The organism is Pontibacter sp. HJ8, from assembly GCF_054824225.1.
On sequence record NZ_JSYF01000050.1, the window covers coordinates 1 to 19,288 of the forward strand.

At 51.2% G+C, this 19,288-nt stretch carries 14 protein-coding genes; 5 read left to right on the top strand and 9 right to left on the bottom strand.

The features are described from left to right. Positions 1 to 102 precede the first annotated feature (102 nt). Entirely contained in the window at positions 103 to 1,368 is a 1,266-nt protein-coding gene (locus tag OB13_RS02915) for a YeaH/YhbH family protein (RefSeq protein ID WP_461488650.1), read from the bottom strand. Between the two features lie 124 nt (positions 1,369 to 1,492). Further along, on the bottom strand, positions 1,493 to 3,421 hold the full coding sequence (locus OB13_RS02920; protein WP_461488651.1) for a PrkA family serine protein kinase: 1,929 nt from the start codon (positions 3,419 to 3,421) through the stop codon (positions 1,493 to 1,495). Between the two features lie 1,040 nt (positions 3,422 to 4,461). Between OB13_RS02920 and OB13_RS02925 the strand changes: the two genes are divergently transcribed. Next, positions 4,462 to 4,788 (top strand): hypothetical protein, encoded by a 327-nt coding sequence (locus OB13_RS02925; RefSeq protein ID WP_461488652.1) that lies wholly within the window; start codon positions 4,462 to 4,464, stop codon positions 4,786 to 4,788. A gap of 270 nt (positions 4,789 to 5,058) precedes the next feature. Beyond that, complete coding sequence (locus OB13_RS02930; RefSeq protein WP_461488653.1) at positions 5,059 to 6,345, top strand: citrate synthase; 1,287 nt, start codon at positions 5,059 to 5,061, stop codon at positions 6,343 to 6,345. A gap of 92 nt (positions 6,346 to 6,437) precedes the next feature. Here OB13_RS02930 and OB13_RS02935 read toward each other — a convergent pair whose 3' ends face one another. From OB13_RS02935 to lepA, 5 genes are all read right to left on the bottom strand, one after another. Then, a complete protein-coding gene (locus OB13_RS02935) occupies positions 6,438 to 8,366 on the bottom strand; it encodes an OmpA family protein (RefSeq protein WP_461488654.1) in 1,929 nt (642 codons plus the stop codon). Positions 8,367 to 8,372: 6 nt separating this feature from the next. Then, positions 8,373 to 9,026, bottom strand: coding sequence for a 7-carboxy-7-deazaguanine synthase QueE (locus OB13_RS02940; protein ID WP_461488655.1), 654 nt, complete (start codon positions 9,024 to 9,026; stop codon positions 8,373 to 8,375). Positions 9,027 to 9,444: 418 nt separating this feature from the next. After that, the gene (locus OB13_RS02945; protein ID WP_461488656.1) at positions 9,445 to 10,326 is read right to left on the bottom strand and encodes a bifunctional 5,10-methylenetetrahydrofolate dehydrogenase/5,10-methenyltetrahydrofolate cyclohydrolase; all 882 of its coding nucleotides are present in this window, start codon (positions 10,324 to 10,326) and stop codon (positions 9,445 to 9,447) included. 28 nt (positions 10,327 to 10,354) lie between these two features. Continuing rightward, the gene (locus OB13_RS02950) at positions 10,355 to 10,798 is read right to left on the bottom strand and encodes a CYTH domain-containing protein (RefSeq protein WP_461488657.1); all 444 of its coding nucleotides are present in this window, start codon (positions 10,796 to 10,798) and stop codon (positions 10,355 to 10,357) included. Positions 10,799 to 10,928: 130 nt separating this feature from the next. Beyond that, positions 10,929 to 12,713, bottom strand: a complete 1,785-nt coding sequence (lepA, locus tag OB13_RS02955) for a translation elongation factor 4 (protein ID WP_461488658.1) — start codon at positions 12,711 to 12,713, stop codon at positions 10,929 to 10,931. Positions 12,714 to 12,910: 197 nt separating this feature from the next. Here lepA and OB13_RS02960 point away from each other — a divergent pair, with 197 nt between their 5' ends. The 3 genes from OB13_RS02960 to OB13_RS02970 all read left to right on the top strand — a co-directional run bounded on the left by OB13_RS02960 (position 12,911) and on the right by OB13_RS02970 (position 17,381). After that, the gene (locus tag OB13_RS02960; RefSeq protein WP_461488659.1) at positions 12,911 to 13,621 is read left to right on the top strand and encodes a LuxR C-terminal-related transcriptional regulator; all 711 of its coding nucleotides are present in this window, start codon (positions 12,911 to 12,913) and stop codon (positions 13,619 to 13,621) included. Between the two features lie 59 nt (positions 13,622 to 13,680). Beyond that, positions 13,681 to 17,067, top strand: a complete 3,387-nt coding sequence (locus OB13_RS02965) for a methylmalonyl-CoA mutase family protein (protein WP_461488660.1) — start codon at positions 13,681 to 13,683, stop codon at positions 17,065 to 17,067. A 158-nt stretch (positions 17,068 to 17,225) separates the two neighbouring features. Further along, positions 17,226 to 17,381 carry a hypothetical protein gene (locus OB13_RS02970; protein ID WP_461488661.1) on the top strand — a complete coding sequence of 52 codons (156 nt, stop codon included), beginning with the start codon at positions 17,226 to 17,228 and terminating at the stop codon, positions 17,379 to 17,381. Between the two features lie 64 nt (positions 17,382 to 17,445). On the opposite strand, the gene rnk is transcribed toward OB13_RS02970, so the two are convergent. Both rnk and OB13_RS02980 read right to left on the bottom strand, forming a co-directional pair. Beyond that, positions 17,446 to 17,871 (bottom strand): nucleoside diphosphate kinase regulator, encoded by a 426-nt coding sequence (rnk, locus tag OB13_RS02975; RefSeq protein ID WP_461488662.1) that lies wholly within the window; start codon positions 17,869 to 17,871, stop codon positions 17,446 to 17,448. Then, positions 17,858 to 19,288, bottom strand: a 1,431-nt coding sequence (locus OB13_RS02980) for an FMN-binding glutamate synthase family protein (protein ID WP_461488663.1), incomplete at its 5' end; no start/stop codon positions are given. The genes rnk and OB13_RS02980, both read right to left, overlap by 14 nt.

Here is a 19,288-nt window from a genome sequence, read left to right on the forward strand (position 1 = left end):
TCGCAGGAGCTGCGCACACTGCGAGGTCCTAACCGGCTATACCTATACCTGGTGCACGATGCGGACAGGTCGCGACCTGTCCCTACAGGTTCACAGCTCCAACTACGAAGCAACTACCTGGCTCCGCTTCCTGAAAAGCCCCTGAAAAACCGGCCATATCTCATACACTTCATAAATATGCCGGATCGAGAACTCCTCATCATTGCTGATCCGGTTATAGGCCTGCCAGAGATCACTCTCACGGTCCTTGCTATTGATCTCGATATAGGCCATGTATTGAATGTTCGGAAGGATCGTTTCCAGCAGCAGGTTCTTGCACTCAAATGCATCATGCTTCGACCACACATCTCCATCCGAGGCCTGACAGGCGTACACATTCCAGCTCTCGTCATACCGCTCCCGCATGATCTTGTCCATCAGCTTCAGGGAAGGCGCTACAACCGTACCGCCGCTTTCCTTGGAGTTGAAAAACTCTTCTTCGCTTACCTCCTTTGCCTCGGTGTGATGCCGTATAAAAACGAGCTCCACCTGCTTGTACTGCCTGGTCAGGAAAATGTAGAGGAGTGTGAAGAAGCGTTTGGCAATGTCTTTTTCATGGTAGCCCATTGAGGCCGACACATCCATGATGCAGAACATGACGGCCGATGTGACCGGGATCGGCACCTGCTGAAAGTTGTTATACCGCAGATCGATATCCTCAAAAAAAGGAACCGTGTTGGCCTGCTTTCTTACTTTCTCTATCTCCTGCAGCAGCGCCGCGATCGCATCCGGATCGGTGAGGCTGATCAACTGGTCCTGGAGGTTCATCAGCTTCTTTTCGAAAGCCCCTTTCAAGGCGAGCTGCCGGCCCAGCGACTGCTGGTAACTGGTCTTGATATTTAACCTGGAAGGGACACTGTCCCGGGTATAGCCGGCCCGTCTGAGTTCGAAGCTTTCGGTGCTGTCCATGAGCTTCTTGACCATGTTGGGGAGCGCCAGGTCTTCAAAAAAGTACTTCAGAAACTCCTCGCGTGAGAGAACTACCGTAAACTCATCTTCTGTTACTTCCGGGCTGTTGGAGCCTTTTCCGCTGCCGCTTCCTCCTCCGCCTTTGGGTTTTGGAATGCGGTCGCCTTCGTTGTACTTGTCATTGCCCGGCTTCACGATCTGCTTTTTCCCGGTCTTGGGATCATGCCGGAAGCTGGGCTCATCCAATCCGCGCACAGGCACTTTCACGCTGCCACCTGTCTGGCTGTCCTTTATGCTTTCCTGGCTGATGATATCAGGTATAGCCTTCCGTATCTGGCTCTCCACCCGCTTGAGGAATTTCTGCCGGTTACCCGTCGACTTCCCTTTATCATTCTTTCTTCTATCAACGATGTGGCTCATGGCTAATTTTGAATGAGAGATTGAGTGAGTGAGTGAATTTTCAGTTTTGAATGAGTGGGAGAGTGAAATCCTACTAGAGAAAAATACTCACTCAATCACTCATTCAAAATTCACTCATTAAATCTTACGCCATTGTCTTTCTTACCCGCATAAACCAATCTACCAGGATCCGGATCTGCTTGTCGGTATAGCCTCTGTCGCGCATTCTTCGGGTGAAGTCCCGATGCTTCTTCTCATCCTCTTCGTTGGACTTTACATTGAAGGAAACTACCGGCAGGAGGTCTTCGGTATTGGTGAAGATCTTCTTCTCGATCACATTCTTGATCTTTTCATACGAATCCCACCGCGGGCTCTTACCCCCATGGTTGGCCTTGTAGCGCAGAAAGAAGTTGGTGACCTCGGAACGGAAATCTTTTGGATTGGCTATACCTGCCGGTTTCTCGATTTTCTCCAACTCCTCGTTCAGAATACTGCGGTCGAAGATCTCGCCGGAGTCCGGATCGCGGTAGTCGTTGTTCTGCATCCAGTGGTCGGCGTAGATCACGTACTTCTCAAAAATGTTCTGGCCGTACGAGCTATAGGACTCGATGTACGCTTTCTGTATCTCATCGGAAATGAACTCGGCATACTTGCTGGCCAGCACCGATTTGATCAGGTGCAGGTACTTGGATTCGGCTTCGGGAGGCAGCATCATTTTGATCACTTCCTGCTCCAACACATAGAGCAAGTGTACCGGGTTGGCGGCAATTTCCTCGCTGTCGAAGTTGAAGACTTTGGAAAGAATCTTGAAGGCAAAGCGCGTGGATATACCCTGCATCCCTTCATTGATGCCGGCATCGTCGCGGTACTCCTGTATAGATTTGGCATTCGGATCGGTCTCCCGGAGCGTCTCGCCGTTGTATACCCGCATCTTAGAGTAGATCGAAGAGTTCTCCGGTTCCTTGAGCCGCGACATAACCGAAAACTCGGCCAGCAGCTCAATAGTTTTGGGAGCGCAGGGGGCTTCTTTGAGGGAGCTTTCCCGGATTAGCTTTTCATAGATCTTGATCTCTTCGCTCACGCGCAGGCAGTAGGGCACCTGCACCTTGTAGATACGGTCCAGGAAAGCTTCGTTCTTTTTGTCGTTGAGGAATTTGGCCCACTCCGACTCGTTGGAGTGCGCCAAGATAATCCCGTCAAAAGGGATTGCCCCGATCGGTTCGGTACCTTTGTAGTTCTTCTCCTGCGTCGCGGTCAGCAGCGGGTTGAGGACCTTGATAGGTGCCTTGAACATCTCCACGAACTCCAGCAATCCCTGGTTGGCCAGGCAGAGGCCACCGGTATAGGAGTAGGCGTCTGGGTCGCTCTGCTGGTATTCGGCCAGTTTGCGGATATCGACCTTGCCCACCAGCGTGGAAATATCCTGGTTGTTCTCATCGCCCGGCTCCGTCTTGGAAATAGCGATCTGCTCCTGGATGGAAGGGAACAAACGAATGACTTTGAAGCGGTTGATGTCGCCGTCGAACTCGCGGAGCCGTTTGGAAGCCCAGGGGCTCATGCAGCTCGGCACGTAACGGGACGGAATGTTGTACTCCTCTTCCAGTTCGTCGGTGTAGTCGGCAAACAAACCCAGCGGGCTTTCGAATACGGGGCTCACCTGGTCGCCCGCCTTGAGCACATAGATCGGGTTCTGCTGCATCAGGTGTTTGAGCTTTTCGGCTAACGAACTTTTGCCTCCGCCCACCGGCCCCATCAGGTATAGGATCTGCTTCTTTTCTTCCAGCCCCTGAGCCGAGTGCCTGAAGTAGGACACGATCTGCTCGATGGTGCTTTCCATACCATAAAAGTCGCGGAAGGCAGGGTATATTTTGATCTTCTTGTTGGAGAAGATACGGCTTAGCACGGGATCCTGTCGGGTGTCCAGGATTTCCGGCTCCCCGATCGCATCCAGTATTCTTTCGGCTGGCTTGGCAAACGCGTTCGGGTCTTTCTTACACTCCTCGAGATAGGCAGCTACTGTCATCTCATTTAGCGAGGCACTGTAATTGGTCTTGATCTTTTCTAAAATGTTCATGTGTGTTTTGTCTTTATGAAAAAGTCAGAATCATTTTATACCATAGAGCAATAAGCAGTATCTCAACTTAATGAACTGGAGTGAGTTACTGCTAAGCAACTAATCTGGTCATAGGGAAAGTGTTTTGTGTCGTATAATTTTTCTTCATCAATAAATCTTCCTGTGTTTCTTATGTTAAACTCCTTTTCAAATCTATACCTGACGCAGTTTCTGTAGAGCCAGGGTGGCGTGTGCTTAGTAGTTGCGAATAATGACTTTACAGGAATGTGCCGTTCTTACAGACTAGCAGAGGGTCTGGGTGTTACAGGCAGCTACTCTAAATGCTGCAGCCCTATGTAGCTTATGTTATTCATACGTTCTTTATAAAATTTTGCCAATGCAACCCGACAAAAAGCTGGATAATGTTTAAAGTTTGTATGGGATAAGAACTATAACTGAAACAGCATAATCATCTTTAAAATTCAAAATCGGTTATATTTTATAATGCAATTTTTATACCATCGCATTCTAAAAGTTATCCCGTGCTATGCCGGTAGCTTATGCAACAGGTATAAAACATCCAGCATTTCCCTAGTTTTATGCTATACCTGACAACAGCATATCAGGCAAAATAATTCGGTTATGTTATCCTGCGATGCACCGGAGAGGTAACCTGGCCCCTGAAATGCTGGTATTAACCAAAAATCCATTACCTTTATTTAAACTTAAACCCTACTCCCATGGCAAAGTCTCAAGACGCAAAAAAGGATGTAAAGAAAAAGCCGGCCAAAACTCCGAAGGAAAAGCAGGCGGCCAAGCAGGACAAGAAAAAGAATAGCTACGACTAAGAAGCAACCGGCCTGCAATTGCCCTTTAGCAGGGCAATTGCAGGCAGTTAGTTGCCTTCTCATAAAAGCAGTAAACCTGACCGTTTGCTGCTTTTGTTTTTTGGTGAGGCAGCCAACCCACATCAGCAGGTATAGGAAGGGCAGCCTGCGGGTGCAGGCATTCTTTCGCTCCATTCTGTTTACTGATAAGGCATGTGGCCGTAAAAGGAATTTATGAGGCAGATTGATCTTTCGGATTGGGACGATAAGCGGTATGTAGAGCTCAATTCTTACTTTCGGGTGAAGATACAAGGTATGGTGGACTCTGACCCGTATATCAAAGAACTGATCAGGCAGGATACCGGCTTGCAACTGCAGGACCTGATCGACAGGATGTCGGAAAAGGACCAGGCGCTTTGGGGGGAGTTCATTGCCCTCGACCGCATCAAACTGCACATCGACATACAAAACCACCTCGAAGGGAAAGGCACTCCCTACAGCCCGCAAAAAGGCTTTGGCAACAACCTTTCGGACGCTGAGCCCGATAGTACTCCCTGGTAGCTATACCTGCCAGCACAATTTACGGCGACCGGCAAGGTACTGGCTCTGGGACCGTCTGCGATAGGATTTTTTACGTATAGGATGCAGATGCAACGACTTGAGTCCAAAACTTTTTCGTGCATCAACGTTTATACACTAGTCTGACCGCGCGAATGAGTAAAACATTGTTAATTTACCATATATAAGCGCCTTCAGGTTTCATTTTTATTACATTTTGCAGTAATTTCGCTTCAATAAGAGACACTATCACGGACATTAACTCATATAAGCATGTCAGATCACGCTGAAATAATTTTAGAGGGCAAATCCTACAAGCTCCCGATTGTTGTAGGTACCGAGGATGAAAAAGCAATTGATATTTCTTCTTTGCGCTCAGAATCAGGTTACGTTACCCTGGACTCAGGTTATAAGAATACGGGTGCTACGACTAGTGCTATCACGTTTCTGGATGGCGAAAAAGGGATTCTGAGCTACAGAGGTTACCCGATTGATCAGCTAGCCGAGAAATCAAACTTCGTTGAAGTCGCTTACCTGCTCATTTATGGTGCCCTTCCTACGGCTCAGGAGTTGGAAGACTTCAGCAACAAACTCAAAATACATACGCTTGTAAACGAAGACATGCGTAAAATACTGGATGGCTTCCCGTCTGCTGCCCACCCGATGGGTATTCTATCGGCCCTGATCAGCTCACTTACCGCCTTTTACCCGGAGTCGCTTAACCCCAACCAGACAAAAGAAGAAGTCGACCTGTCCATCATCCGATTGATGGCCAAACTGCCTACGATTGCTGCCTGGTCTTATAAGAACTCTGTCGGCCATCCGGTAAACTACCCGAAAAACAAGCTGGACTATTGCTCCAACTTCCTGCACATGATGTTCGCCTACCCTACCGAAGATTACGAGATCAATCCGGTGGTAGTGGATGCGCTCAACAAGCTCCTCATCCTACATGCTGACCACGAGCAGAACTGCTCTACGTCCACTGTGCGCCTGGTAGGCTCTGCCAATGCCAGCCTGTACTCCTCCGTATCTGCCGGTATCAGTGCCCTGTGGGGACCGTTGCACGGGGGTGCAAACCAGGCTGTTATCGAGATGCTGGAGCAGATCAAAGCAGATGGCGGCGACTCCAAGAAGTTCATAGAGAAAGCCAAGGACAAAAACGATCCGTTCCGCCTGATGGGCTTCGGTCACCGGGTGTACAAGAACTTTGACCCGCGTGCCAAGATCATCAAAAAAGCGGCGGATGAAGTAATGACAGCCCTCGGCATCAACGATCCGATCCTGACGATCGCTAAGGAGCTGGAAGAAGCAGCCCTGAACGATCAGTACTTTGTAGAGCGTAAGCTATACCCGAACGTGGACTTCTATTCCGGTATCATCTACCGTGCCTTGGGTATACCTACCGACATGTTCACGGTGATGTTTGCTCTTGGCCGTCTGCCAGGCTGGATCGCCCAGTGGAAAGAAATGCGGGAGCAGAAAGAGCCGATCGGCCGTCCGCGCCAGATTTATACCGGCGAAACCGAACGCAATTACGTACCGATGGATCAGCGCTAATTACAACGCTATACCTATAAAAACGGCCAGCTACTGCAACAGTAGCTGGCCGTTTTGTTTGTGGTCTGGTTGGTGGCAGGTATAGCAAGCAGCTACAGCACGCGCATTTCAATGCGGCGGTTCAGGCTGCGGTTCTCTTCCGTGGTGTTGGGTTTTACAGGTTTGTTCTCGCCGTGCCCGATGTAGGTGATGCGTTCTTTGCGTACGCTGTGGCTGCTCAGGTAATCCGCTACGGATTTGGCACGTCGCTGCGATAAGAGTTTATTAGCTTGGTCAGAACCTACATTATCCGTATGGCCTGAAATTTCAATTCTCACCGTAGGATTCTGTCGCATGAAGGTGATGAGCTTGTCGAGTTCAGTCTTGGATTTTCGCTCCAGTTCATATTTGCCCGTGTCGAAGAACAGGTTGTTGAGCACGATGGCGGCACCCGACTTCACAGGTTTGAGGTATACATCGAGGGCGACCGGGCTCAACGACTTTGGAGAGGTATAGTCAAAGCTGAGGCTGTTCATCAGGAAATCCGTGGCGGATACATACAGGGCATACTGCCTGCCTTCGGAAAGCACGACGGTATACTCACCGGAAATCTTGTCGGAATTCACCTGCTGCATCAGTGAGTCGGTAGACACGTCATAAAGCTGCACGACGGCTCCCAGCGGCTTTTTGGTATCCGCATGAAACACACGGCCCTGCGCGTAAGTACTGCTCACTTTGCTGCGCCAGTTTTCCGGCACATCCAGCTCATACAGTTGTATGGTCAACGCACCGGCCTCCGTCATCTCCTGCCGCGAGTAGTAGCCTTTCTGGTTGTTGGCTGAGATGAACATGGATCCCTCGTCGGCATAGGTGTTCAGCGGATAGCCCATGTTCTCCGGCTGTGTCCAGTTTTTTCCTTTTCCCTGCGAGGTCATGAAAATATCCAGGCCACCCATCCCCAGGTGACCGTCGCTGACTAAGTATAAGGTAGCGCCGCTTACGTGGATGAAAGGGGCCATATCCCGGCCTTTCGAATTGACCGGCTCGCCCATATTCACCGGTTTCTGCCAGGAGCCATCTTCGTTGAGGTTTGTCATCCAGATATCCTCCTTGCCAATGCCACCGCCACGTGTAGAGGTAAAATAAAGCGTACGTCCGTCTGCAGACAGGCTGGGCTGCGAATCCCAGGCTTTGGAATTCACTACATTACCCATGTTTTTGGGTTTACTCCACTCAGTGCCTGTCCGGAAAGAGATATAGAGGTCGCAGTCGCCCTGGCTGTCAGGTCGGTTGCAGGAAGTGAAAACCAGGGATTTTCCATCGCCGGAAATAGTGGCTGCTCCCTCGTTTGCCGCAGAGTTGATCGCTTCGGAAATGGAAGCAGGCGCACTCCATACCCCGTTTTGCTGCGTACTGACATAGATATTTTCGTCCTGATCGGGTCTGCTGCCGGCCCGTGCCGTGAAGATCAGGTTACGCTGATCGGCTGTGGTGGACGGAAAATACTGCAGCTGGAAGTTATTGACATCATCGGGCAGTCGCACCGGGTTGAAGTCTACCGGTTTCTGCATGGCTTCAGCAGCAAAGTCAGCCGTGCGGATCTGCTGGCGGGCATAGTCCACCATTCGGGCATTGCGGGGTTTCGCTTTCAGGAAAGTTTCGTAGTAGGCACGGGACTGGGTATAGTCGCCTTTGTCAAAGTATAGCTCGGCCAGGTCAAAGTAATTGTTGACCTGCGCGGGGCTAAAAGGCAAGAGAGCCAGCCCCTTCTGCAGGTTCTCAAAAACGGCCGGTTTATTGCCCATCAGTTTGTGCAGGTGCGCGGCTTTGATGTAGGCATCGCCATACCTGGGGTCGCGCTGCACAGCCTCTGCCAGCAGATTGAGTGCTTTGTTGAAATCGCGGGCTCTCGCTGCTTCGTCTGCTTTGTAGTAGAGGGTTTCTGCTTTCTTGGAGGTTGTACCTGATCTCCCTGCCTGAGCATGACAGACATGGGCTGTACTCAAAACCAGGAGAAGCAATAAAAGCAGCTGCTTGAACATAAAATGTTACGGAATATCCATGTACTTATGTGTCTGTAGTGACACACGCCATTGGGGGTTATTTTTTACATACTCAACGATCAGGGGCATTAACTGCCCGGCTTTGCTCCACTCCGGCTGCAGGTATAGCTTTGTCCTGGCTCCTACCCTGGCAGCATGTTCTTCCGCCCACGCAAAATCCGATTTGTTAAATATAATCACTTTTAGCTCATCTGCAAAAGGATACACGGAAGCATCAGGGGCTTTAAACTTTTTGGGAGAAAGGCATACCCAATCCCAGTGTCCGCTTATCGGGTAAGCACCCGACGTTTCGATGAAAGTCTTGATGCCCCGCTCCTGCAGCTGCGCCGTAAGCGGGTGGAGGTTATAGAGCAACGGCTCGCCCCCCGTTATCACCACAGCCTTGCCCGGAAATGCTGCCGAGGTCTGTACAATGTCTGCAACGGGCGTGAGCGGGTGCTGTTCGGCATCCCAGGATTCTTTTACGTCGCACCAGTGGCAACCCACATCGCAGCCGCCCAAACGGATAAAGTATGCGGCAGTGCCGGTATTGGCTCCTTCGCCTTGAATGGTATAAAAAGCCTCCATCAGGGGTAATTCGCTGCCGTCTTTTGGCACCGTATGGATAGAGGCGGTCTTGTATGCTTTTGCTGCTTCCAAATCTGTATTCCTTCGGCCATACCTGTTTTCAAGCATGAGCCCTTCTTATAAATTAAACTACACGCAGCTTATATCAGGTATAAGCCGGTGGCCAACTTGCAAAGTTAGCTAAAAAAGCAACAAGGCATCGATCTACTTATGTTCCGTTATACCTGAGCAGAAATTAAATTCTTCCGATCTGGAAATTGCAGGTACCTGTCCGAGTCGTGCATTGGCAATCGTTCCGCGAGAAATTTGTCTGGATCAGGATTCACAAATTATTTAGTATCTGGTAAAATCCTACCAACCATTCCTGTCTCATCGTTCATCCTATCGCGCGGACAGGTCGCGACCTGTCCCTACAAAAAATACGGATCAAAAAATGCCCTCCTCTGTTTTCAGAGGAGGGCAAGGAAGTCATTATGAGCTATGAGGATAATTATGCGTACACTTCCTTTCGTGAAGCACGCAAGGTATTCTTGAGCAGCATGGCGATGGTGAGCGGTCCTACGCCGCCCGGCACGGGTGTGATGTAGCTGCACTTGGGGGCCACGTTATCGAAGTCCACGTCACCCCGTAGCCTGAACCCGGATTTGCGGGTAGCATCCGGAACGCGCGTGGTACCTACGTCAATGACTACGGCACCTTCCTTCACCATATCCGCTGTTATCAATCCGGGTATACCTACGGCTGCGATAATGATATCGGCCTGGCGGGTATGGTAGGCCAGGTCCACCGTATTGCGGTGGCAGAGCGTCACGGTGGCATTGCCCGGATAAGCCGCTTTGGCCATCAGTATGCTCATCGGGGAGCCGACGATGTTGCTGCGACCAATCACGACACAGTGCTTTCCTTTGGTTTCGATCTGGTAGCGCTCGATCAGCTGCAAAATGCCGTAGGGCGTAGCAGGCAGAAACGAAGATAAGCCGGCGACCATGCGGCCTACATTTGCCGGATGAAAACCATCCACGTCTTTTTTGGGATTGACGGCCTCCAAGACTTTCTGCGTGTTGACGTGCCCGGGCAAAGGCAGCTGCACGATAAACCCATCGATTTCATCATCCTCATTCAGTTCCTGTATCTTGCTGAGCAGTTCCTCTTCGGTCACATCGTCTTCGTAGCGAACAAGCGTGGAGCCAAAGCCTACCCGTTCGCAGGCCAGTACTTTGTTGGTAACATAGGTAACCGAACCGCCATCGTTTCCTACCAGTATAGCCGCCAGGTGCGGTACTTTCCCTCCTTGGGCTTTAATATCAGCTACTTCAGCAGCTATCTCTTGTTGAATGGCTTCGGATGTTTTTTTACCGTCGAGCAGGGTCATAGTTAATATTCTAATAATGGGTGATAAGTTAAAAGTCAACGTAAGCGTGATGCACCAGATCTTCTTCGTCGATCTGCAACAACTCTTTATAATAGCGGCATTGCTGGTTCAGGGTGTCCAGACCGATGGAGCCGTCTAAATCAATCGCTTCGATTTCAATAAAATGGCCCTCTTTTTCCAGGTGATCGATATGAAACTTTACGTTGTCCAGGAAGAATATCTTCCGTAGTTTCTTTACCTGTGCCAGCACTTTCTGATTCCCGCATACCTGATCCAGGGTTGCCTCTCCCGGATTCTGGATATAAAGCAGCACTTCGGTCTGCTTCGCTTCTCCACTGATTGTCCTGTTGTAATGAATAAGTACGTTCTCGATAGTTCCCTGCCTGTGCTTGAGTTTACCATACGCTGTTTCATAGTAGGTATCTGTCTGCACATCCAACCCTACATAGGCTGCCCCTTGTTCCAGCAGCATCGTTTCAACTTTGGCAGGATCGTAACACCGGGCTTTTATGGTAATATCAGCGTACAAAATACAGTATCGGATGGTATGATTAAAAGCCACAAGCCCCGCCGTGCAGGGGCACGCCGGGGCTTGTGAAGGTTTAGTCGAGTTTAAGCACGGCTAAGAAGGCTTCTTGTGGAATTTCCACGTTACCTACCTGGCGCATGCGCTTTTTACCTTTTTTCTGTTTTTCGAGGAGTTTACGCTTACGGGAGATGTCACCGCCGTAGCATTTGGCCAGTACGTTCTTGCGCAGGGCCTTTACTGTTTCACGGGCGATGATCTTCTGGCCGATGGCTGCCTGTATCGCGATCTCAAACATCTGGCGCGGCAGCAGCTCACGGAGCTTTTCGCACAGGCGCTTGCCCCACTCGTAAGCCTTGTCGCGGTGCACGATGGCGCTCAGCGCATCCACCTTCTCGCCGTTCAGCATCACATCCAGCTTCACCATGTTGGACTGCCGGAAACCGATCAGCTCATAGTCAAGCGAGGCATACCCTCTGGAAATGGTTTTCAGTTTATCGAAGAAGTCAAATACAATCTCAGCCAACGGCATCTCAAAGGATAGCTCTACCCGATCGCTGGTCAGGTACGTCTGGTTCTTGAGGATACCGCGCTTCTCCATACAGAGCGTAATGATCGGCCCTACATACTCCGATTTCGAAATGATCTGGGCTTTGATGAACGGCTCCTCGATGCGATCAATATAATTCGGCTCCGGCATTTCCGAAGGCGCATTCACTTTCAATAATTCTCCTTTGGTAGAATAAGCGTGGAACTGCACCGACGGCACCGTGGTGATAACCGTCATGTCGAACTCACGCTCCAGTCGCTCCTGCACGATCTCCATGTGCAGCATTCCCAGGAACCCGCAACGGAAACCGAAGCCAAGGGCTGCCGATGTCTCCGGCTCCCATACCAGCGAAGCGTCGTTGAGTTGCAGCTTCTCCATAGAGGCGCGCAGCTCTTCGTACTCGCTTGTTTCTACCGGATAGATACCCGCAAATACCATCGGCTTCACATCCTCAAATCCCTGGATGCTTTCGCCCGGACGGTCGATGTGCGTAATGGTATCCCCAACTTTTACTTCTTTGGCATTTTTAATACCCGATATAAGGTACCCCACATTACCAGCGCCCATTTCCTTGCGTGCTTCCTGGTTCAGTTTCAGCACGCCGATCTCGTCGGCCTCATAGGTTTTGCCGGTGTTGATGAACTTCACCTTGTCGCCTTTGCGCAATGTACCGTTGTAGATCCGGAAGTATACTTCGATGCCTCTGTAGGAATTGAAGACAGAGTCGAAGATCAGGGCCTGCAGTGGCGCAGCAGGATCGCCTTTCGGTGCCGGAATACGATCGCAGATGGCATTCAGAATATCCTCTATCCCTATACCTGCTTTTCCGGAAGCATGGATGATGTCTTCTCTATCACAGCCGATCAGGTCGATGATCTGATCCGACACCTCCTCGGGCATGGCATGCGGCAGGTCAATTTTGTTCAGTACCGGGATGATTTCCAGGTCAGAGCCTATGGCCAGGTATAGGTTGGAGATCGTCTGCGCTTCTATACCTTGTGAGGAGTCCACGATCAGCAGCGCGCCTTCGCAGGCAGCAATGGAGCGGGAAACTTCATAGGAAAAGTCCACGTGGCCGGGTGTGTCGATCAGGTTCAGGACGTAATCCTCGCCCTTGTAGCGGTAGTTCATCTGGATGGCGTGGCTCTTAATAGTGATGCCGCGCTCACGCTCCAGGTCCATGTTGTCGAGCAGCTGGTTTTGCATCTCCCGCTCCGCTACCGTTGAGGTAAACTCCAGCAGACGGTCGGCCAGGGTACTCTTCCCATGGTCGATGTGGGCAATGATGCAGAAATTGCGAATGTTCTTCATAAATATGTATACGAAGAACAAAGTTAAGAAGAAAGTGGCTTTGTTGCTGCTTTCAGGTATAAAATCATTTTGACTTGGAGCATCAGGATAAAATGAGGAGCAGGCGGATGTGTTATTTTAAAAATGATTTTTTATATTGTAATGGTTATCCCCCTTCTGATTCCTGCTTACAAACCCGTTTCCAACATCCTTACGCTATGTCGCCAGAGAAGTCCCCTACCCCTACGGAAGAGAAAGTGCAGCTGCTTGAAAAAAAACTGGCACAACTGCAGGAAAAATGCACCTTCCTGGAAAAAGTAGTGCACGAAGTGCCCGCCAATATTTACATCTCAGACCTGAAGAAAGGCGTGATCTGGTGCAACCGGACCAACGAAGAAACCCTGGGCTATACCCTGGATGAAATACTGGAAATGGGGGGAATGGAGTATATGTATCAGATCGTGCATCCGGACGACCACGCGGTACCCGACAGCAGCATTGACCATTACCAGCATTTCGATGGCGCTGAGTATGGCGGCATTTTCAGGGCAAAACACAAGGAGCAGCAGGCGTATAAATGGTTTATCGGCTGGGCCAAAGCTTTTGGCAAAAGCCCGGAAGGAAAAGTACAGGAGCTGCTGTGTGTGGATGTGGACATGAGTCCGCGCATGAACACGGAGGACCAACTAGTACAGGCGCTCCGCGAAAACCTGAAGCTGAAAAACAAACTCCTGCTCAGGAGTCTCCGCAAAAGGGAGCTGGAGATACTCGATCTTATCTGCCAGGGCATGAGCACCAAAGCCATTGCAGAGAAACTCTACATCAGTACAAACACCGTGAGCACCCACCGCAAAAACATACAGCAGAAGCTGGGTACCGCCAATGTAGCCGACCTTGTCTCGCTGGCTAAAGAAGCCGGATTAGGCTAAAAACCTGCTCAAAATTGATTATATTCGCATCAATTTTGAAAAACCTTTGTTAAGGAGCTATGCAACTTACTACAACAGAATCCTATAAGCCTGTCAACCATATCCGTATCGTGACAGCAGCCTCTTTGTTCGACGGGCACGATGCGGCCATCAACATCATGCGCCGTATCATACAGGCATCGGGAGCAGAGGTGATCCACCTGGGCCACAACCGCTCGGTGCAGGAGATCGTGGACTGTGCGATCCAGGAAGATGCGCAGGCCATTGCCATCACCTCTTACCAGGGCGGCCACATCGAGTACTTCAAATACATGTACGACCTGCTCAACGAGCGTGGTTGTGGCCATATCCGCCTGTTCGGTGGCGGTGGCGGTGTGATCCTTCCGTCTGAGATAGACGAACTGCAGGCATATGGGATTGCCCGCATTTACTCCCCGGACGACGGCCGCGCGATGGGCCTGCAGGGTATGATCAACGACATGCTGCAGCAATGCGACTTCCCTACTGGTAAAGACCTGAACGGCGAAGCAAAGTACCTGCGCGACAAAGACGCCAAATCGATCGCCCGCCTGATCTCGGCTGCCGAAAACTTCCCGGAGGAAGCGCGTGGGATACTCAATGAAGTAAAGGAGCAGGCAAAAGAATTTAAAACGCCTGTGCTGGGTATAACCGGTACCGGCGGAGCCGGAAAATCATCCCTGGTAGACGAGCTGGTGCGCCGCTTCCTGCTGGATTTCCCGGACAAGAACATCGCCATAATTTCGGTAGACCCCTCCAAGCGCAAGACCGGTGGAGCCTTACTTGGTGACAGGATCCGGATGAACTCGATCTCGAACGAGCGGGTGTACATGCGCTCGCTGGCTACCCGCCAGAGCAACCTGGCCCTGAGCAAATATGTGCAGGATGCCGTGGACATCGTGAAAGCGGCTGATTTTGATTTAATTATACTGGAGACATCCGGTATTGGCCAATCCGATACCGAGATCATCGAGCACTCGGATATGAGCCTGTATGTGATGACCCCGGAGTACGGCGCCGCCACGCAACTTGAAAAGATCGATATGCTCGACTTTGCCGATGTAATTGCCCTGAATAAATTCGACAAGCGCGGTGCCCTGGATGCCCTGCGTGACGTGAAGAAGCAGTACAAGCGCAACCACCAGCTTTGGGATGTAAAAGATGAGGAGATACCGGTATTCGGCACCATCGCCTCACAGTTCAACGACCCGGGCATGAACCAGCTCTACCGGGCGATCATGGCTAAAATCTCTGAAAAAACGGGCGTCGAGTTTGACTCTAACCTCCTGACCTCAAAAGAGATGTCGGAGAAGGTGTTCATCATCCCTCCTGCCCGTACCCGCTACCTCTCTGAGATCTCCGAGACCATCCGGGGCTACGACAAATGGAGCAAGGACCAGGCAGAGGTTGCGCAGAAACTCTACGGCATCAAGAAATCCATCGAAGCGGTACAAGGGATTGAAGTAGAAGACAAAGACCGTTTGATCAGGCAACTGGAGCAGGCTTACGCGGAAGTAGAGCTGAGCCTGGACGGGTTGAATAAGAAAATACTTGAGAACTGGAAAGACAAAGTACAGGCCTATAAAAATGAGTTCTACATCTTCAAAGTACGCGACAAGGAGCTGAAGATTAAAACCCATACCGAGTCGCTTTCGCATTTGCAAATACCGAAGGTGGCTACGCCCCGTTACGAAGCCTGGGGAGACCTGCTCAAGTGGAACCTGCAGGAGAACGTGCCGGGCGAATTCCCTTACACTGCCGGTGTATTCCCGTTCAAGCGCGAAGGCGAAGACCCGACCCGTATGTTTGCGGGCGAAGGCGGACCGGAGCGAACGAATCGCCGTTTCCACTACGTGAGTCTGGGTATGCCGGCCAAACGTCTTTCTACGGCCTTCGACTCGGTTACCCTCTACGGTGAAGACCCGGATTTCAGACCCGACATTTATGGTAAAATCGGTAACTCCGGCGTAAGTATTTGCTGCCTGGATGATGCCAAGAAACTATATTCTGGCTTCAACCTGGCTGACCCGATGACGTCGGTTTCGATGACCATCAATGGTCCGGCTGCTATCCTGACCGGCTTCTTTATGAACGCGGCCATCGACCAGCAGTGCGAACTCTACATCCGTGAAAACGGCCTGGAAAATGAAATAGAAAAGAAGATCGAAACGATCTACCAACAAAAAGGCACAGAACGACCGCGCTACCAGGGCGAACTGCCAAAAGGCAACGACGGCCTGGGTCTGATGCTATTAGGCGTTACCGGCGACCAGGTATTGCCGGCTGAGGTATACGAACCGATCAAGACGCGTACCCTGGCGGCCGTGCGCGGTACGGTACAGGCCGATATTCTGAAAGAAGATCAGGCACAGAACACCTGTATCTTCTCGACTGAGTTCTCGCTACGTTTGATGGGTGACGTGCAGCAGTACTTCATCGACAAGAACGTACGCAACTTCTACTCGGTGTCCATTTCGGGTTACCACATTGCGGAAGCCGGGGCCAACCCGATCTCGCAACTGGCCTTTACGCTGGCAAACGGCTTTACCTTTGTAGAGTACTACGTGAGCCGCGGTATGGACATCAACAAGTTTGCGCCGAACCTGAGCTTCTTCTTCTCAAACGGCATTGATCCGGAGTATGCGGTGATCGGTCGTGTAGCCAGAAGAATCTGGGCAAAAGCCATGAAGCACAAGTATGGCGCCGATGCCCGTTCGCAGATGCTCAAGTACCACATCCAGACGTCCGGCCGTTCGCTGCACGCCCAGGAAATCGACTTCAATGATATCCGCACGACGCTGCAGGCTCTTTACGCGATCTACGACAACTGTAACTCGCTGCACACCAATGCCTACGACGAGGCGATCACAACTCCAACTGAAGCTTCTGTTCGACGGGCAATGGCCATCCAGCTGATCATCAACCGGGAGCTGGGACTGGCGAAAAATGAGAACCCGCTACAGGGCTCCTTCATCATCGAAGAACTAACCGACCTGGTCGAGGAAGCAGTGCTGACGGAGTTTGATCGCATTACCGAGCGTGGTGGCGTATTGGGTGCGATGGAGACGATGTACCAGCGCGGCAAGATTCAGGAAGAGAGCTTGTACTACGAGACCCTGAAGCATACGGGCGAATACCCGATCATTGGGGTAAACACCTTCCTGTCTTCTACGGGCTCACCTACCGTGCTGCCAACTGAAGTGATCCGGGCTACGGAAGAAGAAAAGCAGTACCAGATCGCGATGCTGCAATTGCTGCACCAGCGCAATACGGATCAGTCCGCTGATAGGCTCAAGCGAATTCAGCAGGTGGCCATCAACAACGGAAACATTTTCGAAGAAATGATGGAAACGGTCAAGTACTGCTCGCTGGGTCAGATCACCAATGCCTTGTTCGAAGTAGGCGGCCAGTACCGCCGGAATATGTAAGCGTTGGTATACGAATACGCCTTCAGGAGGCATTCAGAAAACAGAAAAGCCGGGCAAGTGTCCGGCTTTTCTGTTTTCTGGACGCCGACAAGCAGCGATTGAAAACTCATATCCAATTCCCTGACGTATAAGAAACTACTGACAGTAACCCTATACCTATGAAAAAGAAAGAAACGAATGCTTTTCCCCTGATTTTGCTGGGTTCTACCCTGCTGCTGCTGGGAGCAGCCACCTATGTGTACTTCAGCTACCGCCTGGCAGAAGAAGACATAGACTTTGATCTATGGGAAGAAGAGATCAGTGACTACGCCTGAAAACAAAACAGCCCGCTATACCTGAAGGTATAGCGGGCTGTTCCTTTATACATGATTGCGTATCCTACAAATGATAGGCACCGGTCGCTTCGGGCTGATACGTTACTTTTATAATTTTATAGGTCAGGGTACCGGATGGCACCGGCCATTCCACTTCGTCCCCTTCCCGGCAGCCCAAAATAGCCGTCCCGACCGGCGCAAAAACAGAGATCTTCAGGGCGTTGAAGTCCGCATCCTTCGGGTAGACCAGCGTGATCTCCATTTCCATACCGCTCTGCAGGTCTTTGAGCAGTACACGGGAATTCATCGTGATGACATCCGCCGGAATCTCCTGTGCTTTAACGCGTTGGGCACGCTTCAATTCGTCTCCCAGCCTGGCTATACTGGCAGTTGAACCGGTACTCTGCCGCTGTACCTGGATTAGGTCTACCAGTCGTTTATAATCCTGTTCGGTCAAATAAATGTTGTTGGTCATATCAGTTGAGCGCATAGTTTCTGCTGATCTCGCTGGATACGGTTTTACCCGGGAAGTAGAGCTCCTCGAAGCTCATGTTCCTGCCCTGCTCCACGCGTCTGAATACCTTGTCCGGTGCTATACCTTCCAGGGACCCGAAACCACAGGCTTCCATCACTTCAATAGTGGATTTGATGGTATTGCCATGGAAATTAGCGACGCGAACGCGTTTGTCGGCCACATCCAGTCCTACGTACAGGTTCCGGTCCTGCGTGGCTATACCTACCGGGCAGCGGCCCGAGTCGCACTGCAGCGCCTGTATACAACCCAGCGCGAACATCATACCCCGGGCACTATAACAAATGTCGGCACCCAGCGAGATCGCTTTGATGATATCCACCCCGGTGATGATTTTACCGGCCGCGATCAGTTTTATTTCCTGGCGCAGGCCGTACTTCACCAGCATGTTCTGCACGAATGCCAGTGCATCGTAGAGCGGCATACCCAGGCTGTCGGTGAACTCCAGCGGTGCCGCACCTGTACCGCCTTCTGCCCCATCGATCGTGATGAAATCCGGGTAAATGCGGTTGTGCATCATTTCCTGGCACAGGCGCTCAAACTCTTCCTTGTTCCCGATACAAAGTTTTATACCGATCGGTTTGCCCTCCGACAGCACACGCAGCTTCTGGATGTACAACAGCATGGTAAACTGATCGCTGAAAGCCGAGTGCGCTGGAGGCGAAGCAACCGTGGTATACGGTACGACCTTCCGGATGGCAGCAATCTCAGGCGTGTTTTTGGCTGCCGGCAATATACCGCCGTGACCCGGTTTAGCTCCCTGTGACAGCTTTATCTCCACCATCTTGACTTGCGGATGCGCCACCTGCTCCCGGAACAGTTGCTCAGAGAAGTTGCCGTTCTTGTCGCGGCAACCAAAGTAGCCCGTACCTATCTGCCAGATCAGGTCACCACCTCCCTCGATATGGAACGGGCTGACACCCCCTTCGCCTGTGTTATGGGCAAAGCCACCCAGCTTGGCGCCGGCGCTCAGGGCCGTCACGGCTGTTTTGCTGAGAGAGCCATAACTCATCGCCGAAATGTTGTAAATGCTGGCGCTGTAGGGCTGCCGGCAACTGCTGCTGCCGACCGTGACGCGCAGGTCCGCTTCCTTCACATGCGCCGGAAACATGGTATGGGCAATCCACTCAAACCCTGCTTCCTGGCTGTTGGCCTGCATACCAAAAGGCACGGTTTGGCGCACATTTTTGGCCCGCTGGTATACAATAGAGCGCTGGCGACGGCTGAAAGGCTTGCCATCCAGGTCTGATTCGAAAAAATACTGGCGCAGTTCCGGGCGAATGCTTTCAAAGAAATAGCGCAGGTAACCCACCAGCGGATAGTTACGGAGAATGGTATGTTTGCCCTGGCGTATGTTGCTCAGGTATACCAGTTG